This window comes from Treponema phagedenis (assembly GCF_008153345.1).
In the GTDB taxonomy this organism is placed as follows: domain Bacteria; phylum Spirochaetota; class Spirochaetia; order Treponematales; family Treponemataceae; genus Treponema; species Treponema phagedenis.
Window position 1 is genome coordinate 207,045 of sequence record NZ_CP042818.1, and the last position, 18,513, is coordinate 225,557.

An 18,513-nucleotide genomic window follows, 5' to 3' on the forward strand; every position below is an offset into this window, starting at 1 on the left:
TGTTTTCAGTCGTATTGCGGTAAATTTAAAATAATTTTTTATCTATATTGTTGATATTGAATAAATACTTTTTATTTTTTTGAGAATGTTTAACCGTTTTTTCAAATTGTATCTTGAGCTATATAAACACAATTTCTTCCCGATTTTTTCGCTTCATATAAAGCAACATCGGAATCAAGTAAAAGTTTTGCGGTATCCATTCCGAGATTATAATGAACAAGGCCGATTGAGCATGACACTTTTAAAGATGGATGCTGAGGAAATACTAAAGCATTCACATTTAAGCAAATATCGCTACATTGCTTTTTTGCTCTTTCAAAAGCTCCCCGTATAATAAAACAAAATTCATCACCGCCGTATCTAATTAAAATATCATCCGAATCAAAAACTTTTTTAAAGACATCAACAATCTCAAGTAAGATATCATCACAAAATTTACTCCCGAATTCTTTATTTAAGGTTCCAAAATGATCAATATCAAGCATTGCAAAACTGATCCTCATGCCTTTACGAACCTCGGTATGGATGAGTGTTTCAAAAGTTTCATCTAAATATCGCCTGTTTAAAAGTCCCGTAAAAGAATCCGTGATAGCTCGTTTTTTTGCCTCATCACCCCATTGAATAATTTGCGAGAAAATGCTGTCAGTATGTACTAATCTCTCGGAAGTGATTGAAAGCATGTTATTCAGTACAATGCTTGCAAGTTCAGGCTCTTTTTCCATTATCTGTGAAAAATCTTTTGATTTTAATGCAAGGCAGCAAGTATTTTCCCTTGCAATGCAAGAAGCAGATCGAGGTTCTTGCTCAAGCATTGCCATTTCACCAAAAAAATCGCCGGCAAAAAGACGTGCCAACTCAATGTTCTCTTCTCCCGATTTTACTGAAATGGCAACAGAACCTTCAACGATAATAAATAGCTCATTTCCAACCTCTCCTTCATATACAAGCGGTCTGCTTGGTTCAAACTCACAATAAAACATTAATGATGCAAAAGACTCAATTTGTTTTTGTGAAAGATTTGAAAAGATTTTTGATTGTTGTAAAATTCCCAGCCATTTTTTCTTTTTTTCATTCATGAATCTGCCTCCGGAAAAAGAATTTTCCCGCCGCCTTGCAATCGTCCGTCTAACGGAAGGTTCACACAACGAGCAATAAGCGCTTCGGCTGTTTGCGCATGCTCGGGATATAAGGCAATACCAAGACTCATAGAAAGGAAAACGTCATCTTTCATCGTTACTGAAGAGATATCAAGAGTGTGTAGAAAATTTTGGATTTCTTCCGCAAGCGATAAAGCTTTTTCTCTTGATGTACTCGGTGTAATTACTGCAAATTCATTTCCTTGGTAGCGAATAAGCACAGAATCAGTATGGATAAAATGGCTTAAATTGTTTGCAATAAGCACCAGTATTGCATCTCCCGCTTTATGCCCAAAGTTATCATTAATGTATTTAAAGTTATCGGGTTTCATCATAATGAGCGATGTAATATCGTTTTTTAAGTATTTGGATAAATTTTCTTCAATGTACGCCTTATTCAATAAGCCTGTTAATTTATCGCCGTATACCTGTTTTCGCAGCTCACGCATTATAGGAGAGTTTTCTTTTATAAGAGCATTTGCCTGCCGTGTACGTTGTGCAATCAAAATTAAAAAGGATTTTAAAAGATGCGCAAAAAGTGCGGGGTTTTCCTTTGCAATATCATCTAAAGACACTCCACTTTTGGGAAATGCCAAAACTTCTGTTTTTTTACCAGCAACCGCATAGGCATTATATTTGGTTTCGGTCAGCAGCTCAGATTCGCCGAATATTTCTCCTGCAACAAATTCCGCTAATAAGGATTTTTCAGAATCGGATAAAATAAGAATATTGCCGTTCAAAATGCAATACAGTTTTGAGCCCTGCTCTCCCGGAGAAAATATCGTTTTGCCTTCTTCAACAGTAATTATTTCTGAAAGAAATATAATTTCCTGCAATTCTTTTTCGGTCCATGCAGAAAAAAGGAAAGTTTTCTGCAATAGAGGTGCAATAACTTCCATTTCGATATTCATATAAATCAGTATAGCATATTTTCTTTGGAATCGAAACCCTCAATAAAAACATTGTCTGTACCTTCCCCCTCTTAAGGGTGAAATATTCACTGGTTATTGACAGCACTCAAAAGCGGGGTTCAAGTGGCAGCCGCCCCTTTTTCATGCGTAAGCCCTGGTTATGAAAGTTTCCCTTTGATATTCCAAACAAAACGTGTTACACTGAAACCAGGTTAAAAAAATGCATATACATTCTTACGACAAACAAATATACGAGGAGGATGTAAATGAAAAAAACAAAGATTTTATTTATGTTTATAGCGATGGTTTCTTTAGCGGTACTTTCCGGTTGCGGGAACAAATTAAAAACCAACCTTACCGGTGCCGCCTATGTTAATGAAACAAAAGAAGGAACCCTTACCTTTACTTCTACGCTTCAATTTACATCAAAAACAGAGGTAAATTTATTATCCAAAGTTTCAGCCCCGGAATTTAATTCGCTGCTATCGATGTTGGATTCTCCAGAGTTGGATAAGTTTTTAGAACCTATTGCGAAGGCGATAGGAAAAAATATAGAGGAATTAAAAGAGCTGCTATCGTTTATAAAAGAACCGAAACCGATAAACGGTACCTATGAAGTGTCAAAGATACCGTTGCAATAACCATTCAGAAAGAAAAACTGCCTCCCATTTTAAAATCTCTTTTAAAAGACGATATTAAAGATGACAAAATAGTATTAAAACATACTGAAGAAAAAACTTTAGTTGTGCTTGACGAAGAAGGAGAACCTACAACAATCGTTTTCACAAAGGATCAATAACCAACACATCATTAGAGCACTACACAGCAGGCACACATTTCGAGTGCCTGCTGTTAGTTTTTCGTTTGCACAACTCTAGTATAACGTTTTGTAATTAACTTCCTATTATAAAAATCGGAGTATCAACAATAAGGGACTGCGGATTTAGCATTCCTATGGTAAATTGCCCACCGTTGCGCCGTGTCGAGCTCTTTTTTATAAGATGTATTAAAAAACTGATCGAGCTATTAAAAAAACGTTATACTAGTATACCGTTTTGTAATTAAGTTCACATTCGAGAGTGCATCGACAATAAAACTTACCGAATAAAACATCCCTATGCTAAATTGCTCACCCTTGCGAAATTCCAAACGATGTTTAAAAGCATCAAGACTATTTTGTAAAATTGAAGCTTTTAAACTCGTAGGCGAAGTTAAAGTAAATTTTCAAAACTTCGCTCTATGGTAAATTGTTCGCCCTTGCGCCGTGTCGAGCTCTTTTTTATAAGATGTATTAAAAAACTGATCGAGCTATTAAAAAAACGTTATACTAGCAATTATCGGTAACAATGCAAAGGCTCACCCCGTTCGGGTTTGCGCCGTACTCATCAAAAATGACAAGCTCGTTGGTTTCTTGTAAAAGAGAAACGGGAATCTTGTATTTTGTTTGCGGGCCGATGTTCCAAAATCGTCCGATGTCAAAGCCGTTAAAGTAAATATTGCCTTTTTGCAAAGAGCCGAGCTTCAAGTATGCGGCAAGAACAGGAGTTTTCGCAGGCGACAGCCGAACCCTTGTTTTGTAAAATGAGGGAAAAATCTTGCCGGTATCGGTGTACATCGGTAGATTTTTTGCGGAAAGAAAATCCTGCACTTCAGCAATGGGGCGAACGTTCCAGTTCCGCAGCCGATCGGATTCCGCCGCTAAAAAAAGCGAAAGTTTTTGGATTGTTCCCTTTTGCAAAACGTCCAAGTAAAGCTCATTTGTTCCGCTTGTCAGCGCAGCGCTTGCATCGGCGATGGAAAACACATGGAAAAGTCTATTCCATGCGGTGCGCTCCTCAAAAAGCACTTTGGAAGCTTTGCCATTTAAGGCACAGGACGACGCCCCTTCGCCGCAAAGAAAGGCGACATCATACCGCGGATTTTCAAACTCAAACACAAAGGGAATGTCGCCGTCAACTTTCGGCATAGCGTCAAGCGAAAAAGACGCACCGGCATTATCAATTTTCCAGCCGTCTAAAAGCGGCAGCGTCTTCGCATCGGCATACACCGCCCCGCTTAAGCCCTTCGGCTCACCGATACCCGCCGTATAATTATAGCGTCCCATGTTTTGCACTACAAAGACAAGCTTATTCTTTCCTTGACGCAACTCAATTTCAACACAAACGCAGCCAAGCTCTTTTATTGCCGAATAAAAAGAACCGTTGACAAAAAGAAGTGCGGGGTCTTCCAAACTTGTAAGAAAAAGCAAGGTTTTGCCGGACTCTTTTCTTATTATTTCGGTTTGATAGGCAAGATACCCCGAAAACCTATCCATTGCGCTGAAGCTCTGCGGATTATCAAAAGTTTTTGCCCGAGTAAAATCAAAAACCTCGGGGCGGCACTGCCAGTTTTTTGTTTGTATTTCTGTATGCCGCAAATCGTCAAAATAGCGTGTGCTGCGTGGCTTTTCCAACGAGCGGAGCCGTATTGTGTACGAAAAACGTTTGCACCGTAAAACAAGCGCATCCTCTTTTTCATAAACACACTGAACCGAAAGCCGATACCGCCCTTCGGGAGTTTTCTTCTGCTCAACAAACAACGGAGTTCCGTTTTGCGTTTCCGCTTTCGCCTCTTCGGAAAGTTCAAAAACCAAAATGCCTTGCGTATTTTTACGCATAAAGATTTCTGCGGAATCCGCATAAAATCCGCTTGTTATCTCGGTACAAAGACAAAGCCGAAGCCACTCCGTTATTTTTTTTTCGGTAATAACCGGAGTACAAAACTCCGGCTGAATGCTGAAATCGTATTCTTCATTATCAAGAGTCAAAGAAACCTGCCGCCGTTCTTTTCCCGTATGCGCATAATAATACACACGGCAGGAAGGATACTCCGCCTTTGTAACCGACAGCTCATGCTCAGCCTGCTCCTGAATCAAAAGAGAGCCCGCCGTTAAATCATTTTCAAGCCATGCAATAAACGTATGCAAAACAGCCAACAGCCGATACTTTTCCGTCTCAAATCCGAACTCATCAAGCGGCGCATCATAATCATAGGATTGAGTCATAAATATCTTATGAGCTCCGATTGTTCTGCCGCCCCAACTACCGAAATTGCTGCCGCCGAAATACATATAATAATTGAAGAATACAAAACCGCTTTTCAAAGCCTCAAAACAATGAGAGAGCACCGCCTCCGCCGGCTTATGCTTTTGCGGTTCCCCTCCCCAATGCTCAAACCAACCAATCCAAAACTCCATAATGCCGAGCGGCTGCCCGCTCTGCCGTTCCCGCAAAACCGCCGCCGCACGCTCCGCACCGCTCCAGAAATTCCGCATTTCCACCGTATTCCGTCCGGCGCCGTAACAACTCACCAGCGGAACCGTAATCCCGAACCCCCTGGTAAGCTCTTCCAAAAAGCGAATATGCGCAAGGTCTTTTTTTCCAAAGGCGTGATACTCATTCTCAATCTGTACCATGATGATACTGCCGCCCGAACCAAGCTGATACCGCCGAATAATCGGCATGATGCGCTCAAAATACCGGCGCACCGCCTGTTCATACGCTGCGTTTGAACAGCGATACTCAATCCCGTCCGTATTGTTCAGATAATACGGCAAACCGCCGAAATCCCACTCCGCACAAATATACGGGCCGGGGCGCACAATCACATACATCCCCTCGTCATGGCAAATTGCAAAAAACGCCGCCAAATCTTTATCGCCTGAAAAATCCCACTGCTTCTCCGCAGTTTCATGATAATTCCACGCAATATACGTTTCGATTGCATTGCAGCCGCCAAGCCGCGCCTTCCTGATAACCGCCGCCCATTCCGCCCTCGGCAGCCTAAAATAATGCACCGCCGCCGAAATAATAAACTTCCGTTTTCCGTCAATAATCCACGAATTACTGTCAAATTGAATCATAGTCAAAGTATACACCGAAAAAAACATCTTGTATAAGCTTCGGTTGTTATTTTTTTGCGTTGTCGATATTTACGCAGCAAATTTATTTGCAGCAGAAAATCGGCTTTTCCGCTGCATATTATACATTATCGTTGAACCCTTCCCGAAGCATCTCCCGCAACGAGGTTTTCTACTTCTTCTCTGCTCATATGATTGAAGTCGCCTATGATTGTGTGTTTTAATGCGGATGCCGCAACGGCAAATTCCAAGGTGTCCGCAGAGGATTTTCCGTCAAGTAATCCGGTGATAATTCCGGACGCAAAGGAGTCTCCGCCGCCTACTCTGTCGATAATGCGCACGTCATATCTTTTTGAGTGGTAAAATTCTTTTCCATCGTATAGGCAGGCACTCCAACCGTTGTCCGATGCTGAAATAGACTCTCGTAAAGAGCTTACCACGTATTTAAATCCGAACTCTTCCATCATTTGCTCAAATATTTTTTTGTATCCGTCAATATGTACTTTGCCGCTTGTAACATCAAGCCCTTTTGGCGTAAATCCTAAGCAAAGAGAGGCGTCTTCCTCATTACCGATGCAAACATCCACATATTGCATAAGGTCGCGCATAACGCTTTGCGCTTCTTCAGGAGTCCAAAGTTTTTTTCTGTAATTTAGATCGATGCTGACCGTTACGTTATTCGCTTTTGCGGCTTTCATTGCGGCGCGCGTAAGCTCGGTGCCGTTTTTGCTGATTGCCGGCGTAATTCCTGAAATGTGGAACCATTTTGCATCTTTGAAGATTTCATTAAAATCAAAATCTTCGACATGGGCTTCGGCAATGGAAGAATTTGCCCGATCATAAATAACTTTTGACGGACGCATGGATGCCCCTGTTTCCGAAAAATAAATGCCGACTCGCTCGCCGCCCCGTGCAATATAATCGGTATGCACACCGTATTTTCTTAACTCATTTACTGCCGCCTGTCCGATTTCATGCTTAGGCAGCTTGGTCACAAAATATGAATCAAATCCGTAATTCGCAAGACTGACCGCAACATTTGCTTCGCCGCCGCCGTAAATCGCATCAAAGGAATTTGCCTGCACAAATCTTTGATGCCCCGGAGTTGACAACCGCAGCATTATTTCTCCCATCGTAATTACTTTTTTAGCCATTGTTTCTTGCCTCCTTAATATTTTTTATAAAGGCTTTTGCTCTTTCGATAATTTCTTCGCTGCTGCCTTTTACTAGTGCAGAGCCTGCGCCTACCGCAAAGGCGCCGTTTTTAATCCATTCGCCGACATTATCAACACTTACGCCGCCAGTGGGCATTAAGTTTGCCTGCGGGAGCGGCCCGTGAATTGCGCTGAAATAACTTGGCCCAAAAGCGGAGCCGGGGAATATCTTTATCACATCCGCCCCGTATTTCAATGCTTCAACAATTTCGGTAGGAGTCATGCAGCCGGGCATATACGGCACCTGATACAAATTACAAAGCATTGCAACCTCTTTATCAAATGCGGGAGACACAACAAACCTTGCACCGTTCATAATTGCAAACCTTGCGGTTGTGGCATCCAAAACCGTTCCCGCTCCTAAAACTGCGTCCGTATCTAACTTGTCATGTAATGATTTTAATACGCCGATTGCATCCGGCACGGTAAAAGTAATTTCAAGTATCTTTACCCCTCCGTCAATGCAAGCCTTTGAAAACCGTAACGCTTCTTCTTTATCCTTGCCACGAATAACCGCAACAATCCCATTCTCTTTAATTTTTAAAAGAGTTTCCGCTTTTGACATGTTCGCCTCCTACTATTTCGCATAGTAAAACAACATCCTAGATACTAAAACATATTTGATTATATAAAAAAATATCGCACCTGTCAAGGATTGAATATGACAAGCGTGAAAAGTACATGAAAAGAATAAACGTTATACAGGTACGGGCGTTGCGGCGCAAAGTTTTCATAAAAGTGCCGAGCCAAAACACACCGGCACAATAAAACAGCGCCGCCGCGTCATTCCGGGCTCCGCTTACGCTGCGGCTCTTTTTGCGCTAATTTAGGCGCGCAAAAAGGATCCGGCTTCGCGATTTTGAAAAATCGCTTCGCCGCCCTCCAAGCCGCTAACGCGGGTTACTTTTTGACATCCGTGTCAAAAAGTAACCTACGAGTTTTAAAGCTTTGCAAATAGTTTTGCTTTAAAACATCGTTTCTGCATGGAACCACGGGCGTCCGTGCCCGTTCTGAATTTTGACATCCGTGTACAATGCTTCACAATGAGTTTTGCCCTTTTACATTTTTGTATGGACAAAACTCATTTCTGTTTGGAACCACTGCCATCCGTGGCAGTTCTGATTTACACATCCATGGCAAAAACTAACCCGCGAGTTTTAAAGCTTTGCAAATAGTTTTGCTTTAAAACATCGTTTCTGCATGGAACCACGGGCGTCCGTGCCCGTTCTGATTTTGACATTCGTGTCAAAAACTAACCAAAGGTAGAAATTCCAAGGGTTCGCCCTTGCGCCGTGCCGGACTCTTTTTAATGAAAAAAATGCGATTCGAAAAAAGCTTTCTGTAATTTAGTTTTGCGGAATGTCGGCGATGATAGAAGTGATTTGTCTGTTCATAACTTTTTTGACGGTAAAAAGAATTCCGTTGATGGTGATGCTGCTGTTCGGCGCGGGCAGCTGCTCAAAAGCTTCTAGTAAAAGTCCGCCCATTGTGTCGTAATATTCGGAGGAAAGTTGGGCATGTAAAATCTCATTGAGCTTGGCAATCGGCATTTCACCTGAAAAATGTAATCTGCTTTTGCCTATCAGGCGCAGGCCGTAATTAACCGATGCGCCGCCGTACTCATCTTGAATGGTACCGAATACCGCTGCTATGATATCATCCATTGTGATTAAGCCGGCGGTGCCGCCATGCTCATCAATGACAATTGCCATATTGTGTTTACTGTTTTTCATCGCTTTAATAACGGAAAATACATTCGATGTTTCCGGCACAAAGGTTGTTTCTCGAATAAGCGAGATAATGCTGTCGTGCTTTTTTGCTGTTTTATAAAACAATACATCCTTATAATGAATTATTCCGATTATCGAATCATTTGTTTTATCATATACCGGTAAGCGCGAAAACCTGCTTTCTCGAAATTTTTGTATGATTTCATCAATTGATACATCATGTTCAACTGCAATAATGTCCGTGCGCGTTGTCATAATATTTCGCAGTTTTAAATTTCTCAATCGCGTTGCTTTGCTGAGTAAGTAGTTTTCACCGTCTTTTACCGCTCCGTCTTCGGTAGAAATCTTTATTAACGCTTTCAGCTCTTCTTCGGAAATATTCCGAATTTTTTTATGCGTGCCGGAAAAAAGTTTAATTGTTATGCCCGATAAGCCGCTAAAAAAAAGCACCACAGGATATAAGAGTATATAGAAAAAATATAAAATCGCACTTGCGCGCTTACCAATTAAAACCGGATAATATGCACAAACCGCCTTAGGAATAATCTCCGCAAATAAAATAATTAACGAGGTGGTAATGATGGTTGCAATAAATAAGTAGTTATTTCCGAACATCTCAATTGTGAAAGCGGTAATCAAGGCAGAGGCAAGCATGTTGATAAAGTTTGTGTAAATAAGTGTTGTTGTTACTATTCTGTCTTTTATGCGTACTAAGTGTGTAAGCCGCACAGAGTTTTTTTGTTTTTGCTTGGAAAGCTTCCGTACATCCGCCCTACCGATGGCCGTAATAGCGGTTTCGGTTCCGGCAAAAAAACCTGCACAGACTATTAATATAATGGTTTCTATAATGATGATAATAGATTGTATACTCATTCTTCTCCTTCGAAAAGCTCAATCTTAATTTTTTCTATGCGATTAGCTTGTACTTCTAAAACAGTAAAAAGCCAGCCATCAATATGTACTGTAACGCCTTTTTCAGGAATACTGCCGAGTTTTTCCAAAACCAAACCGCCTGCCGTATCATGGTATTCAGAATCAAAATCAGCATTTAAAAGTTCGTTTAATTCATTCAAGCGCAAAGAACCAACTACGGTAAATGAATTGCGCGAAGGAGTTTTTACCACCTCGGATTCCATATCCGCATCGTACTCATCAAGAATGGAGCCGAATATTTCCTCGTTTAAATCTTCAACCGTAACAATACCGGCAGTTCCACCGTATTCATCAAGCACTACCGCCATGTTTCTTTTTTCATTATGAAATTTTTCCTGCAATTGTACGAGTCCCGTTGTCTCAAACACAAAAAGAGGTTTGCGCAAAAAATGTTTAATATCAAAATCTTGAGCTTCGGAAAAACCGATAAGAGCGGCATTCTCATCGGAAAACAAAAAATCTTTTAAATAAAAAATTCCGATAATATTATCGATATCGGTTTCATACACCGGAAATCGGGAAAAGCGGGACTCTTTTGATAAATCAAGGATTTCCTGCATATCCGCATGAATAGATAAGGCGGCAATTTTCTTTCGCGGCGTCATAATCGTACGAGCGGTAAAATCCGCATAATGCAGAATCTTATCAAAAAGCACTCGTTCATCAGGGGCGATAACGCCGCTTTCTTCTCCTGAAGCAAAAAAATCTTGCAAATCTTCTTCGGTAACCTGCACTGCGGTATGACTATCCTTAATATTAAACAAGCGCAAGAATAGTGTTGCTAAAAATGAAAACACAAACACAAAGGGAGAAAGGACGCTCATAAAAAACTGCACCAAAATTGCGGAATGCAATGCAATCTTGTCAGGATAGGCAAGCGCAACGGATTTTGGTAAAATCTCACCGAAAATAAGCACCAACACAGTGCCCACTGCAATCGCCAAACTTAAACCAGCAGCCCCGAAAGCGGATACGGCAAACGCTGTGAGCATAACCGAAACACCGATGTTTACAATACTATTACCCACTAAAATTGTTGACAAAAAAGACTGTTGATTCTGCAATATTTTTTCAGCGCGTAAAGCCCGCTTATCCTTGCACTCACAAAGATATCGCAGTCGCAATTTATTTAACGACAAAAAAGCTGTTTCTGATGCAGAAAAAAACATTGATAATAAAAGAAGAATAATTAAACCGGCGGCATACAAAAGCGCCGAAGGAGGCTCAGAGGAATCCATTTACTATATTACGTATCCGTTTTTTCATAAGATTAAAAAATGATATAAAATAAGATAAAGAAGGTCAAGAGGATGTTTTGTATAAATCGGTGTAGCGTTCTGTTGATATCTCAATAATATTTTTAATCCATAATCATTGCAAATCATAAAAAATTGTATAAAAAGAGCCCGACACGGCGCAACGGCGAGCAATTTACCATAGGAATGCTTAAATCCGCAGTCCCTTATTGTTGGTGCTCCGATTTTTATAACAGGAGGTTAATTACAAAACGCTATACTGCTATTAAGAATGCTTTTATGTCATCTATGAGTCTAAAAAGCTTCAAGCTTGTATCTTTTGTATTGATGCTTTAAGGCAATACTCTGAAACAAAGGGTCAAGAAGACGGTTCCCGGTTCATAGGAACCAGTGAGCTATTTCGTATCTTCTAAATTTTAAATTTATTAATCTCTATAGAAAGATTTTCAATGCTTTGCTTGTTTTTCTGTGCGATTTCGAAAACTTCCTGCACTGCATTATCTATTTGGACCGCACCGGATGCCATTTCATTCATGCTGCCGGTAATATTCCGAGTTAAGCTTTCCAGCTTCATCATTTCTTCCGCTACAGTTTTGCTTCCGTTCAACATTTCGGCAGAACCGTTATTTACTTCTGTTGTTACCGTATTAATATTGCGGATTGCAGAAAGTACTTCGGCACTTCCGTGTTTCTGTTCCCTCATTGCGCTATCAATTTCTGCTACAAGTTTCAATGCTTTTTCCGCAAGCATTACTACTTCGCTAAACACATTTTCTGCCGCCGCCCCCGAAATTGTAAGACGTTCAATACTCTGTGTAGATTCTTTAATCTTCGAGGCGATCCCTTTTCCCTGCGCATTTGATTCTTCGGCAAGTTTACGGATTTCATCGGCAACAACCGCAAAACCTTTTCCGGTGTCTCCCGCATGGGCTGCTTCAATTGCCGCATTCATGGCAAGCAAGTTCGTTTGGCTTGCAATATGCTGAATAATTTGACTTGCTTCCATGAGATACACCGACCTTTCGGCTATTTTCGCAACATCGACGTTTGCAAGTTCTGCCCCTTCTTTTCCGAGTAAGGTTTGTTTATGAAGGTTATCCATAACTATTTTATTTTCTTCAAGCATTTTTCCGATAGAAGCAATATTCGCAACCATTTCCTCGATTGAAGAGGATGACTGAATAACACTTGCAGCCTGATTTTCAATGCTTTTATTAAGTTGTTTTATTGTTCGAATAATTTCTTCGGTAGTGCTTGCTGTCTCGATAACACTTGCCGACTGCGTCAAAGCTTGCTCGTTTACATTTTCAATATTGGCACTAATTCGCTTCATTGCAGCAACCGTTTCGGTAACGTTACTTGCAAGATCTTCTCCAACGCATCTTATTATATCCGAGTTATTAGCAACTGATTGAACTAATTCTCTGATTTTTTGAATTGTTTGATTAAAATAGATTGATAATTCGGTAAATTCATCATTTCCTTTGACCGGCAGCCGAACTGTTAAGTCTCCGTCTCCTTGTGCTATATTTTTTAAATTATAAACTGTCTGTCTAACAGGTTTTACAACCATGTAGTTTATGCCCAGGATGAAAGCAGCGATAGATGCAATAGATAATATAAGAGCAATTATTATATTTGTGATTACCGATTTGAAAAGAAAATCGGTTAAATTCTTTTCTCTTTTATCAATTTCTGTTTGAATAGCATCGACATAGTTTCCGGTTCCGATAACCCATTGGTAGTTTTTATATGGAGCTGTATACGTGCGTTTAGGCTGGGGATCGCTGCTGCCAAGCTTCGGATACCAATAATCCAAAAAACCACCGCCTTCTTTTTTACCTATTTCGATAAACTCTTTGACCATTGGAATATTATGCACATCTTTCCAGCCTAAGCGATTACTGCCTTCAACCTCCGGTTTTGGAGGAAGTAAAATATTTTTGCCGTCGAAAGTATCTATCCAAAAATATCCCTCGTCTCCATAACGTATATTACGTATAACCTCTTTTATTTTTTTTTGACATTCTTCTGTTGTAAGTCCTTCTTTTTTATATAGAGTATCATACGAATCAATTAAAGAAATAATATTTTCTACCTGATTTCTTATTTTTTCATCATACGCATGATGCATAATATCTTTTTGAGCGGCGAGCATATGCCTGCCATATTGTAAAATAGAATATAAGTTAAATAAAATAAATACCGTATAAAAGAGAATCAAACCAAGAAAAGAAAATAGCGATATTTTGTATTTTATACTAAAGTTTTTTTTATTCATCATAAGTTCCCTATTTAATATTTATATATCTATATATTGATAAATTCTAAAGACAAGTCTTTGTAGAAAAAAAGAATGTTTATTAAAAAATTTTAAACTATTTTCCTCAAAATTTAAAACTGAATATTTTTAGTAGATTGCTCTTGATGTAAAAGAAATAATAGCTCAAATAATGAGGAAAACAGAACATTTGCTAAAATTTACAAAAAAAGTATTTTAGGAACATCAACTTTTGCAATGCCGAAAACACGGGCAATTGTTGTCGCGGTATATGAAGAGCCCGCAAGCTTATTATAATAATCCGCAACAGTTTGTAAATCCTCTTCGGAATCATTATAGAGCGCAAGGGCTGTTGCCGCTCTAAAACTTCCTTCTTCCAAAAGCGTTGTCAAACTCTTTCCCGCGTTTTTTACTTTTCTTGCTCTATCTACAATAGCAGCGGGGCCATCGTATCCTATCGAACTGATAAAATCATCTTTTTTCATTATGTATCCCAATTACGTAAATGCACGAATATTCGGCTGTTTATTTTACTTTTACAAAGCTGTCTTTGCCTGCTCCGCAAAGAGGACAAACCCAGTCATCAGGAATGTCTTCAAATGCAGTTCCCGGGGCAATTCCTCCATCGGGATCGCCGACTGCGGGATCATACTCATAACCGCAAAGATCGCATGTATACTTATCCATAATTTATACTCCTAATTTAATGTATTGAAGTCTAAAGTATATCTTTTTTTTATTTCATTGACAAGTATAAAAAATAAAAAAATACACGTTTAAAAAAATCTTAAATTGTTATAATATATTTTATTGAATACATACCGTAAGAGAGGAAAAGATGAAAGTATCAATTATACAATGTAGCTTAGCGCTTGGTGATGTCGAAAAGAATTTTCATACGATTGAAGAAGGCATTCGGGACGCGTCAAAAGAAAAGCCTGATGTAATTGTTTTGCCCGAAATGTGGAACACGTCCTTTATTTTTGAGAATATAGAAAACTTAGCCGATCTCGATTCAAAAAGGGCAAAGGCTTTTCTTTCAAATTTCGCCAAAGAATTTTGCGTCAACATTGTCGGCGGCTCTGTTGCAAGTAAAAGAGACGGAAAGCTTTACAACACCTGCTATGTTTATGACAGAGCCGGAAAAGAAATAGCAAGTTACAACAAAGCGCATTTATTTTCTCCTTCGAGAGAGTACGGACTTTTTGAGCGGGGTAATCAAATAAGTACTTTTGAAATTGACGGTGTAAAATGCGGAGTAGCCATTTGTTATGATGTCAGATTTCCCGAATGGATTAGAAAATACGCCCTTGCAGATGTGCAGGTTTTATTTTTGCCCGCAGCATGGCCTACCGTCCGTAGTTTGCATTGGGATATATTAAACAGAGCTCGTGCGATAGAAAACCAAATGTTTGTAGTAGCGGTAAATTCCACCGGACAAGCTCCCTCCGTGCAATTCGGCGGGCGCTCAGCTGTTATTGATCCGTGGGGTCAGTATATTGTAGTGCCCGATACTATCAACGGAATTAAAACAGGCGAAATCGATTTATCCGTTATTCAAAATATCCGGGCACACATCAATGTATTCAAAGATAGACGAGAAGAGCTTTATTAAAAAGAGTGTGTAAAGTTTGATGTTTGCTATGTATTTTTCTCATTCTTTTCCAATGATAAAATAGCTGAAAGAAACTAAGAGCCCGCCGGCAATATTTCCCAATGTGGCAAAGATAAGGTTTGTTGCAGCCATTGAGAAAGTTACTTCTTTTGACAGCATAAGTCCTAAGCTAAAAACAGTCATGTTTGCAACAGAGTGTTCAAACCCTAACGAAATAAACGGTAAGATACACCAAAAAATCATAATAAGTTTTGCTGATTCGCTTTTTAGTTTATAGCAACATAAGACAGCAAGGCAAACCAATACGTTGCAAAGTATGCCTTTGAAGAAAATCACCTGCGGTGCATAGCTTCCTTTTTTTACGGCAAGATGGGCAAGAGCCTCTCCTATCGGTAAATCCTTTATTCCTGTTGCAAAAAACAGCAGACTGAGCAACAGAGCGCCGATAAAATTCCCAAACCATGAATACGTGCAAACGCTGACAGCATCCAATGCAGTTATTTCTTTGTTAAGAGCCCCTTGTGAATGAACCAAAATATTTCCGGTAAAAAGATCTCCGCCCGCCATCATCACCAGCGAAAGAGCAAGTGTAAATACAAATCCGTTTACCAAGCTGTCAACGCCCGTTCCGTATCTTCCAAAAATTGCGATGCTCAGTCCCATTATCAGTATTCCGATGCCGATATAAAATCCTGCCATGGCACTCGACACGGTATACTTACGCTTGGAATTTTTATACATGGAAAATTTGATGCCGCTTGAATGAGTCAAATTTTCAAGAACTTCTTTATACATATAATTTTATTCTCCTCATACATGTAGATTCCCATTTTTGAATCCGCAAAATAGCAAAACGTATGTCATGCGGCAATAATCTACACTATTGAGAAATATTTATCAATTAGATAGAGAGATAGAAAGTAAATTATTTTAAATTGCCAAATAAGCGAAGATATTTTTTAGCTTTTGTAAATAAAAATTATCGATTTAACTTAACAGTGTCCTACGCATGAACAAGTGCACTCTTCTTTGGATTTTAATACGAATCCTAAAAAATTTTATAAAAAAAGAGCTCGACACGGCGCAAGGGTGGGCAATTTACCATAGGGATGCTGAATCCGACTTGGAAGCAATGCAGATATGTTTGTATTGTGCAAACGGTTTTTAGTAATGCTTTAGGCGCAATAAAAAATCACAAATTTTCATTGGTATGCTTTGCCGCCTCAATCCATGCGTGCATAAGAATACCGAAAGCAACGCCGACATTTATCGAAGCTTTAGAACCGTACATTGGAATGGAAACCGTCCCCGCTGTTGCTCTTCGTAAAGCTTGCGGCGAAAGTCCAAGCTCTTCGGAGCCGATCATAACAATACCTTTTTCGGGAAACCGAAATGAATGCATCGGGGTGCCGCCTGTCTCCAAGGCAAAAACTGGTAAATCGCTTGGCAGTTTTTCTAACGCACGATGTTCCCACGGAACAAGCTCAATAGTACCCATTGCGGAGCGTATTGCGCGGGGCTGTTGAGGAGAAACACAGTCTTCGGAAAGAAAGATTTTTTCCGCTCCAAATGCCTCCGCTGTTCTAAAAATTGAGCCGAGATTAAACGGAGCGCGAATATTTTCAACATATACCGCCGTCCCGCTAAAAAAGGGACGGACGGCGCAATCTCGTTGTGAATTATTTTTTAATTGAGGAAAAATTAAATCCCACTCCGAAGGCAGGGAGCCTGTTATGGAATATAATTCGTGCCGCAACGAATTGATAAGAAATAACACTCTTTCTTTTGAAAGAACAGTTTCTTTCTGCAAGTCTTTCAAAAGTGCAGGGCTTATGCTGATTTTTTCTTTTGCTATTTTAAATAAGCCCTGCAAGTAAAATTCATCAAAAGGCAGCTCTTGTTTGTTTTGCAACGCCTGTTCTGCAAGCTCCAGAATTTTCAGTATTTTTCTGTCCCGCTGTTTTGCAGGCAAATCGGAAAGCTTATAAATTTCTATCATTGTAAATATTTTAGCAGATATTTTAATATGCTTGCTTTAATATTTCAAAAATATCATTACTTGTCATTGAATAAGGAATATAATTTATAAAACTTAGCTTCATTGAATCTTCCGCTACAGGCACCAGTTGTTCAATAGTTAAATTAAGATCCTTTAACCGTGTTGGCAGGTTCGCTTGTGCAAGCAAACGTCTCACTTCATCAATTGTTGCAAGCGCTATTGCAAGCGGCTCCATGCCCTTAGTATCCATCTTTAACATTCTAGCTAAAATAAGAATTTTATTAAGGCTTGAGCTGATACTATAATTTAAGACATGTGGTAAAAGAATGGTTGATATAAGAGAACTCGAGATTTTATATCTTCCTGAGCAGGTAAGTGCCATAGCAGTACCGAGACCGGGAGCTGAAGATGCAAGCCCGATTGAGGTAAGGCAGGCGGCTTGCGCAATAAGCTCTTCCCGCGGGACTCCTACAAGTTTATCACGCTGAGGATCCAAAGAGATTAAAAAAAGCTCAATTGCTTTTCCAAGTACGGTTTCTGAAAAAAAATTTGTTTTTGTTGATGAATAACCTTCAAAAGCCATACCTATGCCTTGCAAAATCATTGCAATCGCCGCATTAGGAGCAACTTCCGAGTAACACCCCGGATCAAAAATACAAAGACTGCAAAGTTTTTCCGGCACTTTTAATAAACTCAATTTTCCGTTCCGTGAGTCCAGTACCGGACTCAATCCTGAAAAACTAAACGGATCTCTGCATGTTGTCGGAATTGCGATAAAAGGTAAAGAGTCCGCTTTGCAAGGTTTCCCTTCAACATAATCATAGATATCATCGGATTCGTTATAAAGAGCGGCAACAGCTCGTCCCACCCCGGCGGGAGCAATCCCTCCGGCATAGATAACTCCTCCGATATGCGCTGCCCGTGCAAGTTCCAAAGCGCGGTTGATAACCGCTGTTTCGGCTGCGGAACCGATACCGTCAAACACAAGAGTTGAAATACCTTTTTTTTCCAAGGATGAAGTAATTGTTTTTAATAAATCCGTTCCTTTTAGCATCGGATCAATTATCAACATAAAAGAAGATCCGAATTTTTCTACTTCACCTCCTATTCTTAGCAAGGAATAATTTCCCAATATAATATTAGGAAGCGGTTTAAATATAAAATCTGCCATACTTTATCCTCTTAATTCAGTATACATATTGGTAAAAAAAAGGCGGGACATTTTCCCGCCTTTTTCTATGTTTTATTTCAAATTCAAAACCCGTAAGCTTCTATAATTTTATCCGCTGCTGAGTCCAGCACTTTATTAATATACTCAGGATCCGCAAGTTTTTTTTCAACTTCGGCAATTTTATCTTCTCTAATTTCGGGGGCAGCTCGAACACTTTGCATAGCCAGATAAATCTCGGATTTTATTTGAGCCTCTTTTGAAACAGAGATAGAATCGGATTCCATCGGCTTTTCCGCTTGGCGTGTTTTTTGAGTATTTTGTAAATTTTTTAGCGGATCAATGCCGCCCAACTTATCAATCATCATAAGT

The 18,513-nt window shown here is 39.7% G+C and carries 16 protein-coding genes; 2 read left to right on the forward strand and 14 right to left on the reverse strand.

Annotated features, from left to right (window positions below):
• Positions 1–101: 101 nt before the first annotated feature.
• Both FUT79_RS00935 and FUT79_RS00940 read right to left on the reverse strand, forming a co-directional pair.
• Positions 102–1,076 carry a GGDEF domain-containing protein gene (locus tag FUT79_RS00935; protein WP_024751760.1) on the reverse strand — a complete coding sequence of 325 codons (975 nt, stop codon included), beginning with the start codon at positions 1,074–1,076 and terminating at the stop codon, positions 102–104.
• Positions 1,073–2,047, reverse strand: a complete 975-nt coding sequence (locus tag FUT79_RS00940) for a GGDEF domain-containing protein (protein WP_024751761.1) — start codon at positions 2,045–2,047, stop codon at positions 1,073–1,075. Before FUT79_RS00940 ends, FUT79_RS00935 begins: the two co-directional genes overlap by 4 nt.
• Before the next feature lie 266 nt (positions 2,048–2,313).
• Between FUT79_RS00940 and FUT79_RS00945 the strand changes: the two genes are divergently transcribed.
• Positions 2,314–2,688 carry a hypothetical protein gene (locus tag FUT79_RS00945; protein WP_148889198.1) on the forward strand — a complete coding sequence of 125 codons (375 nt, stop codon included), beginning with the start codon at positions 2,314–2,316 and terminating at the stop codon, positions 2,686–2,688.
• Between the two features lie 686 nt (positions 2,689–3,374).
• Here FUT79_RS00945 and FUT79_RS00950 read toward each other — a convergent pair.
• From FUT79_RS00950 to rd, 8 genes are all read right to left on the reverse strand, one after another.
• Positions 3,375–5,948 carry a beta-galactosidase gene (locus tag FUT79_RS00950; protein WP_206172837.1) on the reverse strand — a complete coding sequence of 858 codons (2,574 nt, stop codon included), beginning with the start codon at positions 5,946–5,948 and terminating at the stop codon, positions 3,375–3,377.
• A gap of 125 nt (positions 5,949–6,073) precedes the next feature.
• Positions 6,074–7,099, reverse strand: coding sequence for a sugar kinase (locus tag FUT79_RS00955; RefSeq protein ID WP_002696848.1), 1,026 nt, complete (start codon positions 7,097–7,099; stop codon positions 6,074–6,076).
• Positions 7,092–7,724, reverse strand: coding sequence for a bifunctional 2-keto-4-hydroxyglutarate aldolase/2-keto-3-deoxy-6-phosphogluconate aldolase (locus FUT79_RS00960; RefSeq protein ID WP_002696846.1), 633 nt, complete (start codon positions 7,722–7,724; stop codon positions 7,092–7,094). The genes FUT79_RS00955 and FUT79_RS00960 overlap by 8 nt, the downstream gene beginning before the upstream one ends.
• A gap of 781 nt (positions 7,725–8,505) precedes the next feature.
• The gene (locus FUT79_RS00965) at positions 8,506–9,762 is read right to left on the reverse strand and encodes a hemolysin family protein (protein WP_024751766.1); all 1,257 of its coding nucleotides are present in this window, start codon (positions 9,760–9,762) and stop codon (positions 8,506–8,508) included.
• The gene (locus tag FUT79_RS00970; RefSeq protein ID WP_024751767.1) at positions 9,759–11,060 is read right to left on the reverse strand and encodes a hemolysin family protein; all 1,302 of its coding nucleotides are present in this window, start codon (positions 11,058–11,060) and stop codon (positions 9,759–9,761) included. The genes FUT79_RS00965 and FUT79_RS00970 overlap by 4 nt, the downstream gene beginning before the upstream one ends.
• A 427-nt stretch (positions 11,061–11,487) precedes the next feature.
• Positions 11,488–13,362: a methyl-accepting chemotaxis protein gene (locus FUT79_RS00980; protein ID WP_148889199.1), complete on the reverse strand. Its 1,875-nt coding sequence runs from the start codon at positions 13,360–13,362 to the stop codon at positions 11,488–11,490.
• Positions 13,363–13,559: 197 nt separating this feature from the next.
• Complete coding sequence (locus FUT79_RS00985; protein WP_002700700.1) at positions 13,560–13,844, reverse strand: hypothetical protein; 285 nt, start codon at positions 13,842–13,844, stop codon at positions 13,560–13,562.
• A gap of 40 nt (positions 13,845–13,884) precedes the next feature.
• Positions 13,885–14,046, reverse strand: coding sequence for a rubredoxin (gene rd / locus FUT79_RS00990; RefSeq protein WP_002700699.1), 162 nt, complete (start codon positions 14,044–14,046; stop codon positions 13,885–13,887).
• Between the two features lie 151 nt (positions 14,047–14,197).
• On the opposite strand from rd, the gene FUT79_RS00995 reads away from it, so the two are divergent.
• A complete protein-coding gene (locus tag FUT79_RS00995; protein ID WP_148884390.1) occupies positions 14,198–14,974 on the forward strand; it encodes a carbon-nitrogen family hydrolase in 777 nt (258 codons plus the stop codon).
• Between the two features lie 39 nt (positions 14,975–15,013).
• Here the strand turns inward: FUT79_RS00995 and FUT79_RS01000 are convergent, their stop codons facing one another.
• From FUT79_RS01000 to FUT79_RS01015, 4 genes are all read right to left on the reverse strand, one after another.
• Positions 15,014–15,769: a formate/nitrite transporter family protein gene (locus FUT79_RS01000; RefSeq protein ID WP_044634431.1), complete on the reverse strand. Its 756-nt coding sequence runs from the start codon at positions 15,767–15,769 to the stop codon at positions 15,014–15,016.
• Between the two features lie 397 nt (positions 15,770–16,166).
• Positions 16,167–16,973: a TrmH family RNA methyltransferase gene (locus FUT79_RS01005; RefSeq protein WP_024751828.1), complete on the reverse strand. Its 807-nt coding sequence runs from the start codon at positions 16,971–16,973 to the stop codon at positions 16,167–16,169.
• A gap of 22 nt (positions 16,974–16,995) precedes the next feature.
• Complete coding sequence (locus FUT79_RS01010) at positions 16,996–18,144, reverse strand: iron-containing alcohol dehydrogenase (protein ID WP_002700693.1); 1,149 nt, start codon at positions 18,142–18,144, stop codon at positions 16,996–16,998.
• Positions 18,145–18,227: 83 nt separating this feature from the next.
• Positions 18,228–18,509 carry a flagellar biosynthesis anti-sigma factor FlgM gene (locus tag FUT79_RS01015; RefSeq protein ID WP_024751829.1) on the reverse strand — a complete coding sequence of 94 codons (282 nt, stop codon included), beginning with the start codon at positions 18,507–18,509 and terminating at the stop codon, positions 18,228–18,230.
• Positions 18,510–18,513: the final 4 nt, after the last annotated feature.